The 14,789-nt window shown below is 60.4% G+C and carries 11 protein-coding genes, 1 tRNA gene and 1 pseudogene; 8 read left to right on the forward strand and 5 right to left on the reverse strand.

Going from position 1 to position 14,789, the window contains the following annotated elements:
- The first annotated feature begins 215 nt into the window (after positions 1 to 215).
- From ACT6QH_RS08460 to ACT6QH_RS08470, 3 genes are all read left to right on the forward strand, one after another.
- Positions 216 to 1,529 carry an MFS transporter gene (locus tag ACT6QH_RS08460; protein WP_444974381.1) on the forward strand — a complete coding sequence of 438 codons (1,314 nt, stop codon included), beginning with the start codon at positions 216 to 218 and terminating at the stop codon, positions 1,527 to 1,529.
- Positions 1,530 to 1,639: 110 nt separating this feature from the next.
- On the forward strand, positions 1,640 to 2,629 hold the full coding sequence (locus tag ACT6QH_RS08465) for a LysR family transcriptional regulator (protein ID WP_444974382.1): 990 nt from the start codon (positions 1,640 to 1,642) through the stop codon (positions 2,627 to 2,629).
- A 335-nt stretch (positions 2,630 to 2,964) separates the two neighbouring features.
- The gene (locus ACT6QH_RS08470) at positions 2,965 to 4,287 is read left to right on the forward strand and encodes a sigma-54-dependent transcriptional regulator (protein WP_444974383.1); all 1,323 of its coding nucleotides are present in this window, start codon (positions 2,965 to 2,967) and stop codon (positions 4,285 to 4,287) included.
- Positions 4,288 to 4,308: 21 nt separating this feature from the next.
- Here ACT6QH_RS08470 and ACT6QH_RS08475 read toward each other — a convergent pair whose 3' ends face one another.
- Positions 4,309 to 5,661 carry a ferredoxin reductase family protein gene (locus tag ACT6QH_RS08475; RefSeq protein ID WP_444974384.1) on the reverse strand — a complete coding sequence of 451 codons (1,353 nt, stop codon included), beginning with the start codon at positions 5,659 to 5,661 and terminating at the stop codon, positions 4,309 to 4,311.
- Positions 5,662 to 5,898: 237 nt separating this feature from the next.
- Between ACT6QH_RS08475 and ACT6QH_RS08480 the strand changes: the two genes are divergently transcribed.
- On the forward strand, positions 5,899 to 6,444 hold the full coding sequence (locus ACT6QH_RS08480; protein WP_444974385.1) for a glutathione peroxidase: 546 nt from the start codon (positions 5,899 to 5,901) through the stop codon (positions 6,442 to 6,444).
- Between the two features lie 131 nt (positions 6,445 to 6,575).
- On the opposite strand, the pseudogene ACT6QH_RS08485 reads toward ACT6QH_RS08480, so the two are convergent.
- A pseudogene (locus ACT6QH_RS08485) lies at positions 6,576 to 7,223 on the reverse strand (YceI family protein); the annotation flags it as partial.
- Positions 7,224 to 7,908: 685 nt separating this feature from the next.
- Here ACT6QH_RS08485 and ACT6QH_RS08490 point away from each other — a divergent pair.
- Complete coding sequence (locus ACT6QH_RS08490; protein ID WP_444974386.1) at positions 7,909 to 9,078, forward strand: GGDEF domain-containing protein; 1,170 nt, start codon at positions 7,909 to 7,911, stop codon at positions 9,076 to 9,078.
- 233 nt (positions 9,079 to 9,311) lie between these two features.
- Here the strand turns inward: ACT6QH_RS08490 and ACT6QH_RS08495 are convergent.
- Positions 9,312 to 9,386 (reverse strand) — tRNA-Val (locus ACT6QH_RS08495).
- A 164-nt stretch (positions 9,387 to 9,550) separates the two neighbouring features.
- Positions 9,551 to 10,243, reverse strand: a complete 693-nt coding sequence (gph, locus tag ACT6QH_RS08500; protein ID WP_444974387.1) for a phosphoglycolate phosphatase — start codon at positions 10,241 to 10,243, stop codon at positions 9,551 to 9,553.
- A 134-nt stretch (positions 10,244 to 10,377) separates the two neighbouring features.
- On the opposite strand from gph, the gene ACT6QH_RS08505 reads away from it, so the two are divergent.
- From ACT6QH_RS08505 to ACT6QH_RS08515, 3 genes are all read left to right on the forward strand, one after another.
- Positions 10,378 to 10,878: a hypothetical protein gene (locus ACT6QH_RS08505; protein WP_444974388.1), complete on the forward strand. Its 501-nt coding sequence runs from the start codon at positions 10,378 to 10,380 to the stop codon at positions 10,876 to 10,878.
- A 263-nt stretch (positions 10,879 to 11,141) separates the two neighbouring features.
- A complete protein-coding gene (gene rpiA, locus ACT6QH_RS08510; protein WP_444974389.1) occupies positions 11,142 to 11,846 on the forward strand; it encodes a ribose-5-phosphate isomerase RpiA in 705 nt (234 codons plus the stop codon).
- A gap of 23 nt (positions 11,847 to 11,869) precedes the next feature.
- Positions 11,870 to 12,415: a DUF2059 domain-containing protein gene (locus ACT6QH_RS08515; protein ID WP_444974390.1), complete on the forward strand. Its 546-nt coding sequence runs from the start codon at positions 11,870 to 11,872 to the stop codon at positions 12,413 to 12,415.
- 89 nt (positions 12,416 to 12,504) lie between these two features.
- Here the strand turns inward: ACT6QH_RS08515 and ACT6QH_RS08520 are convergent, their stop codons facing one another.
- Entirely contained in the window at positions 12,505 to 14,658 is a 2,154-nt protein-coding gene (locus ACT6QH_RS08520) for a glycosyltransferase family 2 protein (protein ID WP_444974391.1), read from the reverse strand.
- Positions 14,659 to 14,789 lie beyond the last annotated feature (131 nt).

The raw sequence follows: 14,789 nt of genomic DNA on the forward strand, positions 1-14,789 counted from the left end.
CGGGATCTTGGGAGGGCGTGTTCAGGTGACAGCTTTCGTCTGAAACATCTCCGGCTTTGCGATGAGATGTGTTGAAGGCGGAGGTGTCGCGGGGTTGTGTCTGCGCGGATGTTCGAGACGTTCAAATGTCCTCGCGCAAGGGCTGGAATCGCTCGACAAATGCCGCATTTGCCCCTACCGCAAAAGGGGATATGGGGCAGGGGGCGAGAGCAGCTATGTCACGGACAACCACTCTTGATGCCGCGTTGGAGGCCGGGGGTACGGGCCCCTTCCAGCGGCGCTTGCTGGGCATTTTCGGTCTGGTGTGGACAGCCGATGCCATGCAGGTTCTGGCTGTGGGCTTTTCTGCGGCTTCAATCGCCGCCACCTTCGCGCTCTCCTTGCCGCAAGCATTGCAGACGGGCACGCTGTTTTTTCTGGGTATGCTGATTGGTGCAGCCCTGTTCGGGCGGCTGGCGGATCGCTATGGCCGTCGGCGCATCCTGCTCATCACTGTGGCGATGGATGCGGTGTTTGGTCTGGCCTCCGCTTTCGCGCCGGATTTTCAGAGTCTGATGGTGCTGCGCTTCCTCACCGGGCTGGCTGTGGGCGGTACACTGCCGGTGGATTATGCCATGATGGCGGAATTTCTGCCCCCCAGCCGTCGCGGGCGCTGGCTGGTGATGCTGGAAGGCTTCTGGGCCATTGGCACTGTGGTCGTGGCGCTGACGGCCTGGGCGGCCGGTGCGGCTGGTTTCAGCGAGACATGGCGTATCATCTTCTTCGTCACGGCGCTGCCAGCTGTGGTGGGGGTGTTTCTGCGCCTGATGCTTCCAGAATCCCCCATGTATCTGTTGCGACGGGGGCGTGAACCGGAAGCCCGCGCCATCATTGACAAGGTGCTGACGGTGAATGGCAAGCCGGCGCTGGAGGGCGTGCAGCTTGAAGCTCTGCCATCAGCCGAAGGGCAGAGCCTGTTTTCACCGGCCTTGCGCGGGCGCACGCTGCTCATGCTGGGCATCTGGTTTCTTGTGTCCATGTCTTATTACGGCGTGTTTGTGTGGATGCCGGCCAAGCTGGCGACAGAAGGGTTCGGCTTTGTGCGGGGCTATGGCTTCCTTGTTCTGGTGGCGCTGGCTCAATTGCCGGGCTATGCGCTGGCTGCCTATGGGGTGGAAAAATGGGGGCGGCGGGCCACGCTCACAGGCTTTTTGTGGCTGAGTGCGCTGGGCTGTCTGCTGTTCGTCATCGCCGCCACGCCGATGCTTGTGGCCGTGGCCCTGCTGCTGATGAGTTTTGCCCTGCTGGGCAGTTGGGGCGCGCTTTATGCCTTCACGCCAGAGCTTTACCCCACAGCCCTGCGCGCCACGGGCATGGGGGCGGCCGGTGCGGTGGCCCGGCTGGGGGGGCTGCTGGCGCCCTCGCTTTTGGTCTATCTGTTCGTGCAGAGCACGGCGATGGCCGTGGCCCTGTTCGCCGGGCTGCTGGCGGTGGCCGCCATTGGGGCGTGGGCCATTCGGGTGGAAACCCGCAGCGCTGCACTGGGTTGACGCCATGAAGGTGTCTGCATGCTGAACGGTCCGCGTAGAGTGTTGCGGACTTGCGCGTGTCTTTTGCCCTATGATGGGCCTGCACAAGACCAGCTTCGCAGGACGGGTGGATGTCGATACAGCGGGTGGACCTGAACCTGTTCCGGGTTTTTGAGGCGGTTCTGCAATATGGCAGCGTCAGCGCTGTTGCGCGCGAATTTGGCGTCACGCCTTCTGCCATCAGCCATGCACTGTCTCGTTTGCGGCAGGCGGTGGGGGATGAGCTGTTTGTTTATGGCGATGAGGGCATGGCACCCACCCCGCGCGCGCTGGAACTGGCTCCGGCCATTCGCGATGGGCTGGGGCGGATTGATGAGGCGCTGAAAAGCCCGGCTTTCGAACCTTCGCAAACTGCACGCACCTTCCGGCTTTCCGCGACGGATTACAGCACCACCATCATTCTGCCCCGGCTTCTTCAACACCTTGTGCGCGTTGCGCCCCAGCTTGAATTGCGGGTGTTTCCCTATAACCGTACGGATGTGATCCGCCATCTGGATGAGGGCCGGCTGGATCTGGTTCTGGGCTGGTTCAGCGATGTGCCGGAGCATGTGCGCCGCACCCCCATTCTCCAGGATCGGGAGGCGGTGGTGGTGCGTCCCGGCCATCCGCTGACCCTGCGTGATAATCTGACGCGTGATTGCCTGTTCGGTTTCTCCTTCGTGGTGGTGGAGTTCAGCGGCAGTGGTGAGCCGGCCATGGATGGTTTTCTGGATGAGCGCGGCGTGTGGCGGCGCGTGTGGATCGACCGTCTGGTGATTGAGCGCAATGGGGGCGGGAATGATGGCGGGGTGAGCCATGTGGCGGTGTCCCTGCCGCATTATTCCGCTGTGCCGCATCTTCTCGCCGTGACTGACATGATGGCAACCGTGCCTGAGCGGTTGGCCAGGCTGATGGAAGCACGGGGTGAGGTGGTGGTGCTGGATCTGCCCTACGCTCCTCTTGTGGCCCCGGTGGACGCCATCTGGCACCGCAAGGGTGAGCAGGATGCCGGCCTGCAATGGCTGCTACGGGAATTGGCGGCTGTGATGCCGGCGGAACAGATGCAGCTCTCCGATGTCTGATGTCTTGTTTTGAAGAAAACTGAAGTTGTTCCCCTTATGATGCGGGTTCAGAAGGGGCTGAATGAAATTCAGTATTGAATGTTACATTCAATATTATCAACATTTGCAAATACAGCAGATGTGGATGCCCCATGCCTTCATTTGAGAAACATGATGCCTTGCCAGATGAACCCCCCGTCTGTCCCCGGCGTGGGGAGGTGCTTTCAGGCTGCGGTTGAGATCTGCCGGGCCTGAGTGGCCGATTTTTTCAAATATTGATGTGGCATAGCCCGTTCATTCTTCTGCTGGCACGGCAGCGGGCCGATGCTGTTTGAGTGCCTTTTGTATGTGCCGATATGGATATTTTCATTCTGGAAGAAGACGCTCATCAAGCGGATTTGCTGGCGGCCCTGCTGGTGAAGGCGGGCCGTCCTGTGCGGGTGATGCCTGATGCGCAAAAGGCGCTTCATACGCTGGCTTCTGCGCCTCCTGCTCTGGTGTTTCTGGGGCAACCGCATGGGGCGGAGGGGCAGGAAGCGTTGCTCGCGCATATTCTTGCCGTCCAGCCTCGCGCGCCAGTGGTGGCCTTGTGCATCCATCCGCAGATGGCGCGACGCTTCATGCGGCAGGGGGCATATGATGTGATGTGCCGGCCCTTCAATACGGCGCATCTGCAACTGATGGTGGAGCGCGCTGAAGAGGCTTTGCATCTGCGACGGGACGTGGAGCATTTGCAGCGCTTTGCACCGCATGCGCCCCAGCTTGTCGGGCAGTCTTCGGCCATGCAGGCCCTGCGGGTGCAGATGAGGCGGGCGTCAGCCCATGGGGAGCCCCTGCTTCTGCATGGCCCTGAAGGGGCCGGGCGGGAACTGGTGGCACGGCTGGTGCACGCGGCATCGTATCGACAGCCGGGCCCTTTCATCACATGCAGGCTGGCGCAACTGGATGGTGAGCAGCAGGAGAAGGCGCTTTTCGGCAGAGATGCAGCGCAGGGGCGAAAACTCTCTGGCGCGCTGGACAGGGCGCAGGGCGGCACCCTGTTTCTGGATGATATTGCGGAGTTGTCTCCTCATCTAGAAACGCGCGTGCTGGAGGTCCTGAAATCCGGGGCATTTCCGTGCTCCGGTTCCGGGCGGGCTGAAGCTGCGCCCCTGCGCCTGATGGCCAGCAGTGCGAAAGAGAAGGCAAAAGAGAGCCTTCTCTTTCGCGGACTGCCTCCACATTTGCTGCGTTTGCCGGCTCTGGATGAACGGCGGGAGGATATTCCCGATCTTGTGGCGGGCTTCATGAAGAGCCTCACACGCAGCAGCGGCCTTCCTGCCTGCCATATCATGCCGGGCACAATCGAGGCGCTTCAGGCGCGAGCATGGCCGGGTGATGTGCGACAGTTGCGCAATATGGTGGAACAGATGCTGATTTCGGCCGCTGCGGCGGGGGAGAGCATCATCCGCGCGGATATGCTCTCCCCGGAGCCTGCCGCCGGTTCAGCCCGGCCAGATGGGCAGCTTCTCATGCTTTCACTGCGGGAGGCGCGGGAGCGGTTCGAGCGTGAATATCTCATCGCGCAGCTCCGGCGCAGCAATGGCAATCTGGCCCAGATGGCCCGCGCCATTCAGATGGAAGGCTCTGCCTTGCGGCGCAAAATGCAGAGGCTTTCCATCGACTGGCGCAAAAGATAGGCGAAAAGATCGGGAGTGCTTTCAGCGCATCTCGAACAATTCCTGATGAAAACGCTGTTCCACCGGCAGGCCATGGGCGGCGAAATCCTGCCGCAGGGTGGCGCCGAAGCCCGCAGGCCCGCAGAACCACAGGCTGGCTTCCTGCCACTGCGGCACTTGGGCGCGGATTTTCTCTCCGTTCAAACGCCCATCCCGACTGCTGATAAGAAGGTGCAGCCGCACATTGGCCTTGCGCGCATCTTCCTCCAGCCGTTTCAGGCCAGCTTCATCCACATCGCTGGTGGTGTGGAACAGGTCAATCTGCTGTCCGGCGGGCCAGTCCGGTGCATGGGCCTGCATGGCCATATGCTTCATGCGGGCGATGAAGGGTGTGATGCCGATGCCCGCGCCAATCCAGATCTGTCGTGGGCGGTTATCATCAAAGGTGAAGCAGCCATACGGGCCTTCTATCCGCACCTTCTGCCCCACATGCAGCTTTTCAGGCAGGCGGTCGGTGTGATCGCCAAGCCCCTTGGTAATGAAGGTGATGCAACGCTCGGCATTATTCCAGCTTGAGGCGATGGTGTAGGGGTGTGCACCCTCGCTACTGTCTGAAAGGGCGAAGGCGAATTGCCCCGGCTTGTGCCCCGGCCATCCTTCCGGGAGATGAACCACGCTCTCCAGTGCCTTCACGCCCGGAAAGGGCGTGAGCGAAACAATCTTGCCTTCCACCTGCCGGTTGCTTCCAACCCGCCGCAACAGGGTGATGACAGCCGCATATGTGCCCCCCGCCATCAGCAGCGCCATGACCCAGCCGATAGGCGTGGTCCAGTAGGCGAATTTCATCAGCACCACAGTGTGGAACACCAGCACCAGATACGCCGCAGCCAGCAGACGGTGGGTTTTGTAGAACAGGCGGTAGGGGAACCATTTTACCAGTGCGAGGGTGAGCAGCACCAGCACGGCATAAAATGTCCACTCACCCCAGCTTTCCGCTGTGCCGCGCCATGTGGAAAGGGCAGCTTCCACCGGGTTCTCGATCGGCGGACGGGCCCCGCGTGGCGGGCGCACCAGCCAGCCCCAGCCCACAGCCCATTTGGTGCCCTGTGCCCATATCCAGTGAATGATGGCGGCTACCAGAGCGGTGATGCCCAGCCATTTATGCAGGCGATACATCTTGTCCAGCCCGCCCAGCCGGCGCTCGGGCCAGAGTGGGCGCAGAGCCAGCATCATACCCAGACTCATCGCCCCAATGGCGAGGATGCCGGTATATTGGACGGCAAATCCGCGCAGGGGAAAATAGCCGGAAGCCTCAAGCACGGCAGGGTCTGCCCACAACCACAACAGGGAGAGAAGCAGCAGAAAACCCCACAGGGCCAGCTTGATTTTGCGCATGGCAGCGGCACCGTTTGAATGGAAAAGATTAGAGGACTTCTAAACTGTGATCCGGGCTAAAACCAGATCGTCTCCCGCATGGCAGCTTGTTTCTTTGTGGTGCGCTTCGGCATCTGTTCAAAAACAAGCGTGGGGCGCGTGAGAGCGCCTTGCAAGGCTGGCGACTGAAACAGCATCAGTGCAGGATGGGCCGCCCGCAGAAGGCGCGGACTGAATCGGCCCCGAGGAGGCAGAACCGTGGCGAATTCCCTGTATGATATTCCCCTCACGCGCATTGATGGTACACCGGCCACCCTTGGCGATTATCGCGGCAAGGTGCTGCTGATCGTGAACGTGGCTTCCAAGTGCGGCCTCACGCCCCAATATGAAGGGCTACAGAAGCTTTATGAAGCCAGGCACGGTGAAGGCTTGGAGATTCTGGGCTTTCCGGCCAATAATTTCAAAGGTCAGGAGCCAGGCAGTGAAGCGGAGATTTCCAGCTTCTGCTCCACCAATTATGGGGTCACCTTCCCCATGTTCTCGAAAATCTCGGTGGTGGGGGAAGACCGTCATGCGCTCTATGATGCGCTGATCGCTGCTCAGCCCAAGGCCGAAAACACCACGGCCATGCGTGAGCGTCTGGCCGGGTTCGATATTCATTCGGCCAATGACACGGATGTGCTGTGGAACTTCGAGAAGTTTGTGCTGGATCGCGAAGGTAATGTCATTGCCCGTCTTTCTCCCGATCTGGCGCCCGACAGTGAGCGCCTGAACGAGATTCTGAACAAGGCCCTGGCGGGCTGATCTGCCGCATCATGCGCTGAAACGGAAAACCCCGGCGTGACGCCGGGGTTTTTTGTTGCAGGTTGCAGGGCTGGGGGGGGGGCGTATTTGCCTTCCGGCGCATTGTCTGGATGTTGCACGAATTCGCCATCAAAATGGATGGTCACCTCATCGCCGACAAGGTCGATACTCAGCCCGAAATCGCTGCGCCTGAAGGTGCCGATGGCCGAGAAGCCGACAGCCGGGCCTTTCATGAAGGGGTGGCTTTCAAGCGCGCCTTCAAAGGTGGCATTCAGGGTGATGGGCTTGGTAACCCCCAGAAAGGTCAGGTCGCCAATAATCCGGGCCGTGGTCGGGCTGGTTGTTGAAACCTCGGTTGAGGTGAAGGTGATCTTCGGAAATGTGTCGCTGTTCAGAAACTGCGGGCTGCGCGCCAATTCTTCCTGCCAGCTGGCATAGGGGCTGCCTGGATGGGCCTTTTTATAATCTGTCGGATAAGCCACCTGAACAGAAGACGGATCTGCCGTGAAGGTGATGGACGACCGTGAAATATGGTGGGGGTCCAGCTTCAGCGTGCCGGATATGTTTTCAAAACGGCCGATATAGTTGGAAATTCTGTTATGGCGATAGGACCAGAGCAGGGCAGCGTGGGTTGGGTCCAGCTCATAGATGCCGGCGGGGATCTTCGCCGCCACAATTCCTGTCTCGGCCCGCACCGGAGCAGTGTTCGCGGGGGAGGGCATGCCAAAAGCCAGCGTGGTTCCAGCGGCCATGATAGCGAAAAGAGAGCGCCCCTTCATGATGACATATCTCGCTTTCAGTCCTTTCGTCTGGCGTGAATATTACGAGATGTCAGGCGCGTTGGCGAAGAGTATGTCTTGTAATATTTTACATGCAAAAATACTTTTTCAATATAATTATCTGCGGGTTGGCTGGAGAGGCACGGGCCTGTGCCATGCCGCATGAAAGCACATGAGCGCTGCGGATGAGAAATGTGGCGGTGCGTTTCTGCCTGCTCCACCGCCCGTGTGGGATAGTGTCTTTTCTCTTTTGTATCTGTTTTTTGTATCCGTCCTTTTTCACATTCTGCTACATCTGGCATCGGGTATTCCCCAAGGGAAGGCTATCTGTTGGGCATCTGCATGACATGAAGGCAAAAAAGAGGGCCGGGAGTGAAATGCCTTTGAAAAACAAGGTGGGCGAGGGCATTCAGAACTGGATTGTGACGTGAAAGCACAATAAATCCAGATGAATGCGCAGTAGGTTTTCGGGCAGGAAGAATGGGGACTGGCCTTCTTCACCCAGAGCTTACCGTGTCTTTGGATGTCGTACGCGGTAGATGGATTTTCTTGAGCCGACTATCTTTTTGACATCGTGTCATCAGACGGCAGGAGCCCTTGAGGGCTCCGGGGACGAGGTTTGTTTCAGGCTGGCATGTGTCCGGTTGCCAGATGCGGGCAGAGCAAGGCGGAGCGGGGAGGGGCAATGGTCTGGATAGATCCGCGCACATTATTTGCGGCGGTAACGTTTCTAATCCTCGCAAATGGCGCGGTTCTGAGCGTGATCTATGGAGATTTGTCCGGTCGTCTGCGTGCTGCGGTGCGCGACTGGCAAATTGGCACCGTGATGCTGGCCATAGGCTGCGCCTCTTATATCACAAGTGGATATATGCCCCGCACATTGATGCTGATGTCTGCCAATGGCTTCATGATGTTTGGGCTGACTTTTTATCTCTGTGCCTTGCAGCGTTTCTATAATCGCCCATGCCTCCGAAGCCAGTTTCTGCCGGCTGTGTTGGGCGTCTTGGCCATTTTCTGCTTTTCTGAGCTTTATCCGCATTTTGGTATGCGGATGCTCCTGGCCTGGTTTGTGAAGTTCTCTATTATTGTTTTGTGTCTTTTGGTTCTTGTGCGGAATGGTCAGAAAGACTCATCAAACAGCAGGAAGATGCTTCTGGTGTTGCTGTTTATGGCAGCTACATATGGAACGCTGCGTTGTTTTTATTATGTTACTACCTATTTTTCAGAACAAATCGCCATCGAAACCCATGCGGATTTTCTGAATCTTCTGACACCCTTTGTTCTCTCTCTTCTGCCGGTGACAGGCACGACAGCTTTTGTGCTGATGTGTACGGATGATCTGCGTCGCCAGCTCGAAAGGGCGGCCACGACGGATTATCTTACCAGCCTGCCCAATCGCCGGGCGTTGGTGGAAAGTGGTAATGCGGCCTTTCGGGAAGCGCGTGGAGATGGGGGCGGCTTGGGTGTGGCCATTCTGGATGTGGACCACTTCAAGGTTATCAATGACAGCTACGGTCATGATGTGGGCGATAAGGCGCTCACCCATCTGGCGCAGTTGTTCAGCGGCGAGGCGCGCCGCAGGGACATGATCGCCCGTTGTGGTGGTGAAGAGTTTGTGGTGTTGCTAAGAGGTGTGAACAGGCAAGGCGCGATGTCTTTTATCGAGCGCTTGCGCAAGGCTGTTGAGAGCGAGCCATATCAGGATGGGGCGAATATTCTGTCGCTGACCATTTCTGCCGGCCTGTCCATGTACCGCCCGGAAGATGCGGATTTTGATGATATTCTGCGCCGGGCCGACAATGGGCTCTATCTTGCGAAGGCCAGGGGCCGAAACCGTGTGGAAATGATGGTTTGAGGGTAGATGGGGCGGTAGGGCAGATCTTCAAGCGCCGCTAGGGTGAGTGCGGCTTTGGGTGCAGGCTCGAAGGGTGGCGATAGTTCGCGCATTCTGATTGCGAGTAACGCATATCAGAGGGTATCCCCGGTTCTTCCAGAGATGGACAATAATATCCCACTTCGGAAGCCGGAGTGAGGATTTGTCTGAAATTAGAAGTGATAAATAAATTGAACCATTTCCAACTTTGGAAATGGTGGGCGATACTGGGATTGAACCAGTGACCCCTCCCGTGTGAAGGGAGTGCTCTCCCGCTGAGCTAATCGCCCTCGCGCCGTCGGCGAGGTCTGCTGTTTAAGATGGGGGGCTCTGGATGTCAAGCAGCTGTTGTCTGCTTGTGTCATTCTGGGGAGATATCCACAGCCTCACTTTTGGCCTGCTGTGGCGGAAGCTGAAAAAGCCCTTCCGCCACAATATGTTGCGGCTTTTTCGCTCAAGCGTCCTGCAAGCTTGGCAGCAGGGCGCTCAGTGCGTTTTCCAGCTCTTCATAGTGATGAATCAGATGGTCGGCGCCCAATTCTTCCGGCGGAATCTCCGTATAGCCGAAAGAAACGGCAATGACGGGAACAGCGCAGGCCCGCGCCACGGCGATGTCGGTGCGGCTGTCTCCCACCATCACGGCGCGTTGCAGGGTGCCGCCGGCCAGTTCCACGGAGCGGGTGAGGGGCAGCGGGTCCGGCTTGGGTTGCGCATAGGTGTCGCCCCCGGTGATGACACGGAAATGGCGGGTGAGGTCCAACTGGTCGAGCAAGGTGCGCGCGAGATGTTCTTTCTTGTTGGTGCACACGGCCAGTTGCGCGCCCTGTGCCGCGAGGCTTTCCAATGTTGCCACCGTGCCGGGATAGGGGCGAGACCCAACGGCGATATGGGCGGCATAATGTTCCAGGAAATGCTGGTTCAGTTCGCGGAGCTGGCTGTCTTCCGGGGTATGGCCAGCGCTGGTCAGGGCGCGTTCAATCATCAGGCGTGCACCGCCGCCAATATAGCTGCGCGCCACGGCCCGGTCTGAAGGCGCGATGCCCAGCGGCTCAAGCACGGCATCCAGCGCATTGAGCAGGTCCGGGGCCGTATCCACCAGTGTGCCATCAAGATCGAAGGCAATGACAGGCGGCGGGGTTGTAGTCATGAATGCGCTCCTCGGTGACTCTGGCGGCGATTGTCATGCAATGGCATAAAGGCTTGGGCAGAAAGTGGCCAGCATCGCGGACGGGTGAGCCGCATCAGCGTTGCGCCCGGCCCGGATGAGGTGTGGAGATGATCATGCGCCATCTGATTGCCAAAACCTGCCGTTTTCAGGTGGGCGGGAAATGGCCCGCCGGGCGTGGATGTGGAAGAGGGTGCGGGCGCGCCATCGCCATGGGTGGGGTCCTCAGCATGGGGCTGGTCTGCCTTGGCGTTTCCATCGCATCTCCGGCGCAGGCACAAGGGCAGCAGGCGGGCTTCCTGTTTGCGACACCGCCTTCCACGGATGCGAATCGTGTCTATGGCGTAAACCGTCTGACGGGAGAAATGTCGGCCTGCCAGTTTGAGCGTCCTCAGGGCAGTGATCTGGGGGTGACGCGCTGTTTCCCGCTGGGCGAAGGCGCGGGGGCGCAAAAGCCGGGGGATTATGGGCTGGTCGCCACCAATTATGGCGGGGAAACCGGCATCTTCCGTGTGAACCACAGCTCCGGCGAGATGAGCATTTGTTATGTGCACGATTTTCTGAACGCGTCGGGAGATGTGGAATCGCGTCTGCAATGCACGCCGCAGGCTCGCTGAAAAGCCGCCCTGCGCGCCCGACCGAACGCCTCATATGGAGCTGGTGAGCTGGCTTTAATCCGGAACAGTTCTGAACAAGAGCGCGTGTTCTGCTTGTCGGCTGGCGGGATCAGCGCTAGAGCAGGCCAGAGCCGCTGCTCTTGAGAGCGGGGGCGGGCCTGCACCATGGGGAGCAGGTTTTCGTTGCGCATTGCGCCGTCAGGGCGGCGATGGGCCAGATTGGTCCGCCATACCCTGCCGCCGCCGACAGATGGAAACAGCTAATGGCCCCAGCCGAAGACTTCAAGCGCCTCGCCGCCGCCCGTGCTCTCGAATATGTGAAAGATGGCATGCGCCTCGGCCTCGGCACCGGCTCCACCGCCCGGCATTTTGTGGATCTGCTGGCCGAGAAGGTGCATGGCGGCCTCAATGTGGTGGGTGTGCCCACCTCCGAGCAGACTTTGGCGCAGGCCGTTGAGCTGGGCGTGCCAATCGCCACGCTGGATGAGCTGGGCGAGCTGGATCTGTGCGTGGATGGCGCAGATGAGATCGGCCCCGGCCTTGCACTGGTGAAGGGCGGTGGCGGTGCGCTGCTGCGCGAGAAGATTGTGGCGCGCGCCGCGAAGGAAATGATCGTCATCGCCGATGATACCAAGAAGGTGGACGTGCTGGGGTGTTTCCCCCTGCCCATCGAGGTGGTGGATTTTGGCGTGAAGAGCATCGCTCATAATCTGAAGCAGGCCATTGCTGCTGCGGGCTGTGCTGGCGAGTTGACCATGCGCCGTGATGCGGATGGCCATCCTTTCGTCACCGATCAGCAGCATCTCATTCTGGATGCCCATCTGGGGGCCATTCCCGATCCGGCCCGGTTGGCGACGGCTGTGGCCGAGGTGCCCGGCGTGGTCGAGCACGGCCTGTTCATCGGCATGGCCCGGCGCGCCATTCTGGCCGGCCCCTCCGGGGTGGTGGTTCTGGAAGGCGACAAGTGAACAACAGTTTTCTGGAGGATAGGATGCCCTCATTCCATCGCGTGCGCCGGGCTTCCGGTCTCTTTTCTGCCGCGCTGCTGTCCGTGGCTCTGCTGGGGGGCAGCCCGCTGGGGACGACGCTGGCTCAGGCGCAGCAGGCCGCAGCGGAACCTACCGCAAAGCAACTGGCTCTGGCCAAGGATATCGTCATTGCCAATGGTGAGGCACGCGCCTTTGATGGCGTGATTGGCAATATCGTGGATGGCGCGGCGCTGTCCTTCCTTCAGACCAACCCGGATCTGGCCCAGCAGCTGCGCGATGCGGCGGTTGCCGTGCGCCCGGAATTCGAGGAGCGCAAGAGCGAGCTGCTTGAGCTGCTGGCCAAGATCTATGCCGCGCGCTTCACGGAAGCCGAGTTGCAGGAAGCACTGGATTTCTACAACTCGCCCGTGGGCATGAAGATGGTGGCGGATCGCCCGGCTATCGTGCAGGACGCGATCCGGTCCATTCAGATCTGGGGCGCGACCATGAATGTTGAAGCCGTGGAACGTGTGCGCGCGGAAATGAAGAAAAAAGGCTTCGATATCTGAAGCCTGATCCAGCACAGGCTGGGCGTATGTAAGAAAAAGCCGCTCTTTCTCGTGGAAGAGCGGCTTTTTTCATGGGGGCCGAAAGGCTGCTATATGGCGTCCGTGCGCGGATCGCGCGGGCCTTCGGGCTGTTCCGCCAGTGTGGCGAACAGGCTCTTGCGGGCAAGGTTGGGGTTGTAGTGCGGGTCTACGAAGGTGGAGGTGCCCCAGGCCTCTTCCATGCGGGCACGCTGGGCCTTCAGGCGCTCACGGTGCGCTTTGGAACGTTTTTTCCCGCGTGAGACGGATTCATGGTGGAGCAGCCCGGTATGGGGGGTGAACACCACATCGAAGCCGGCCCGGCGGGCGCGCAGGCACAGATCAATATCGTTGCAATCCTCGGCGAAGCGTTCGGCATCCAGCGGGCCGGTCTTCTCCCACACATCCCGGCGGATGAGCAGGCAGGCCCCGGTGACGGCGGAGAGATTCTGCCGCACCAGCAGCCGGCCTTCATAACCTTCGGCCTGTTCGGGGCTGTGGGCGAACCAGTGGCCGGCATAGCGGAACAGCCCCACAATCACGCCTGCATGCTGCACGCTATGGTCAGGATAAAGCAGCTTCGCGCCCACCACGCCGGTGCGGGGCAGGGCGGCCAGCGCCACCATTTCCGAGAGCCAGTTGCCGTCGATCACCTCAATATCGTTGTTCAGCAGTAAGATGAGCTCGCCCTTCGCCTCGGCAACGCCAGCATTGCAGATGCGCGGATAGTTGAAATCGCCATCATCGCGCACCACCTGCGTTTGCGGCCATGCGGCGCAGATGGCGTCAAACAGGGCGAAGGTTTCCGGTTCCACAGAGCCATTATCGACGATGATGATCTCGAACCGTCGATAGATGGTCTTGTCGATCAGCGTGCGCAGGGCCATGCCCAGCAGATCAGCCCTGTCCCGCGTGGGCACCACGATGGAGACGAGCGGGGCCTCTTGCGGCACCGGATAGAGCGGGCGCAGAAAGCGCCCATCCGTGCTGTGTTCCACCGGCACGCCTAGCGCCTGCTCCAGCGCTCTGGCGGCATGGGCTCCCTGTTGTGGGGAAAAACCGGGTGCCGCGTTTTCACCTGCCGGCGCGCTGAAGGCAATGCGCGGCACATGGCGGATCCGTGCGCTGTCCAGCGCCTGGGTGTGGCGCAGCAGCATATCGAACAGGCTGGCGTCTTCCATCTGCTCATCAAGGCCAAGGTGCTGGGCGTCTGCCCGCGACAGAGCGGTGAGCGCGCCAATATAGCCCGTTGCATGCAGCAAATGGCGGTTGAAGGCTGGCTTGAAACGGCCGCGCAGCGGCGCGCCATCGGCATCGCGCAGCTCTTCATCCGTATAGGCAAGAGCACATTCCGGGTGACGGGCGAAGACATCCCGCAGCATCGCCACGGCATCGCGCGTGGGGGTGCCGGCCGGGTTCAAGGGGCACACCACCCCGCCTTGTGTCGCATCCAGAGCCGCCTGTAGCTGGCTGGTGTGCGAAGACGCCGTCGCGCAGACCAGCCGGGCCTCCAGCCCGGTTCCAAGTCGGGTGCGGATTTTTTCCTGTTCTCCTGTGCGATGGGCCGGCAGGGCCAGAACCCACTCGAAGGAACAGTCCGTCTGCCGGCTGAGAGCCTGTGCGCACAGCACGAGCGTTTCAACAGGCAGATCTCCGGCCGCGCTGAAGAAGGAAAGGCGCGGCGCCGCATCCGCCGGCGGCACCGGCAGAAAATCTTCCACATAGCGATCACGATAGTGCTGATAGGCCGCTGTGGCCTGAGGGCTGGTGCGGTTGCGCTCTTCCACCAGCGCCATCAGCGCGCCGCGCAGGGTCCGGGCCGCCGCTCCGGCTGCTTTCCAGCGCTGTGTCACGGAAGGCTCGCCAAAACTGCCATGCAGGAAGGCGTGTAGCTTCAGCCCCACCTTGTCCAGCGGGTAATGGCCCAGCTTTGGCGCCGGGCCGGTCTTCGCGGATGATGGCGACAGGATGATTCGTCTGGTGCCGCTGGGCAGCAGCACGGCGCACGGCCCGTCGCCGGAAAGGGCGCAATAGCCCAGCTCCCGCCCACCGCGTCCTTCCAGCGTGAGCCGGGGCGCCGGGCCGGCATCTTCCACAACAAGGATGCACACCTGCCCTTTGCGCGGAATACGCGCCCGCAGCATGGGCGGCAGGGCAAAGCGCCATGTGCCGTCATTCAGCGGCATTGCGCCCAGCCAGTGGGGGGGGATTTCCGTGTCCATCATGGCAGAAGGGCCATTCTCAACAATTGTTCCTCCCTCATCATAGCCTTTCCTTGAAGCACTGAAAGGCAGAGTGGCGCAAGACAGGCAGAAGGTGCGCACAGGCCATGGCGGCTTGACGTCGTGCAGCCCCT

The sequence above is a fragment of the Haloleucobacter albus genome (assembly GCF_052492075.1).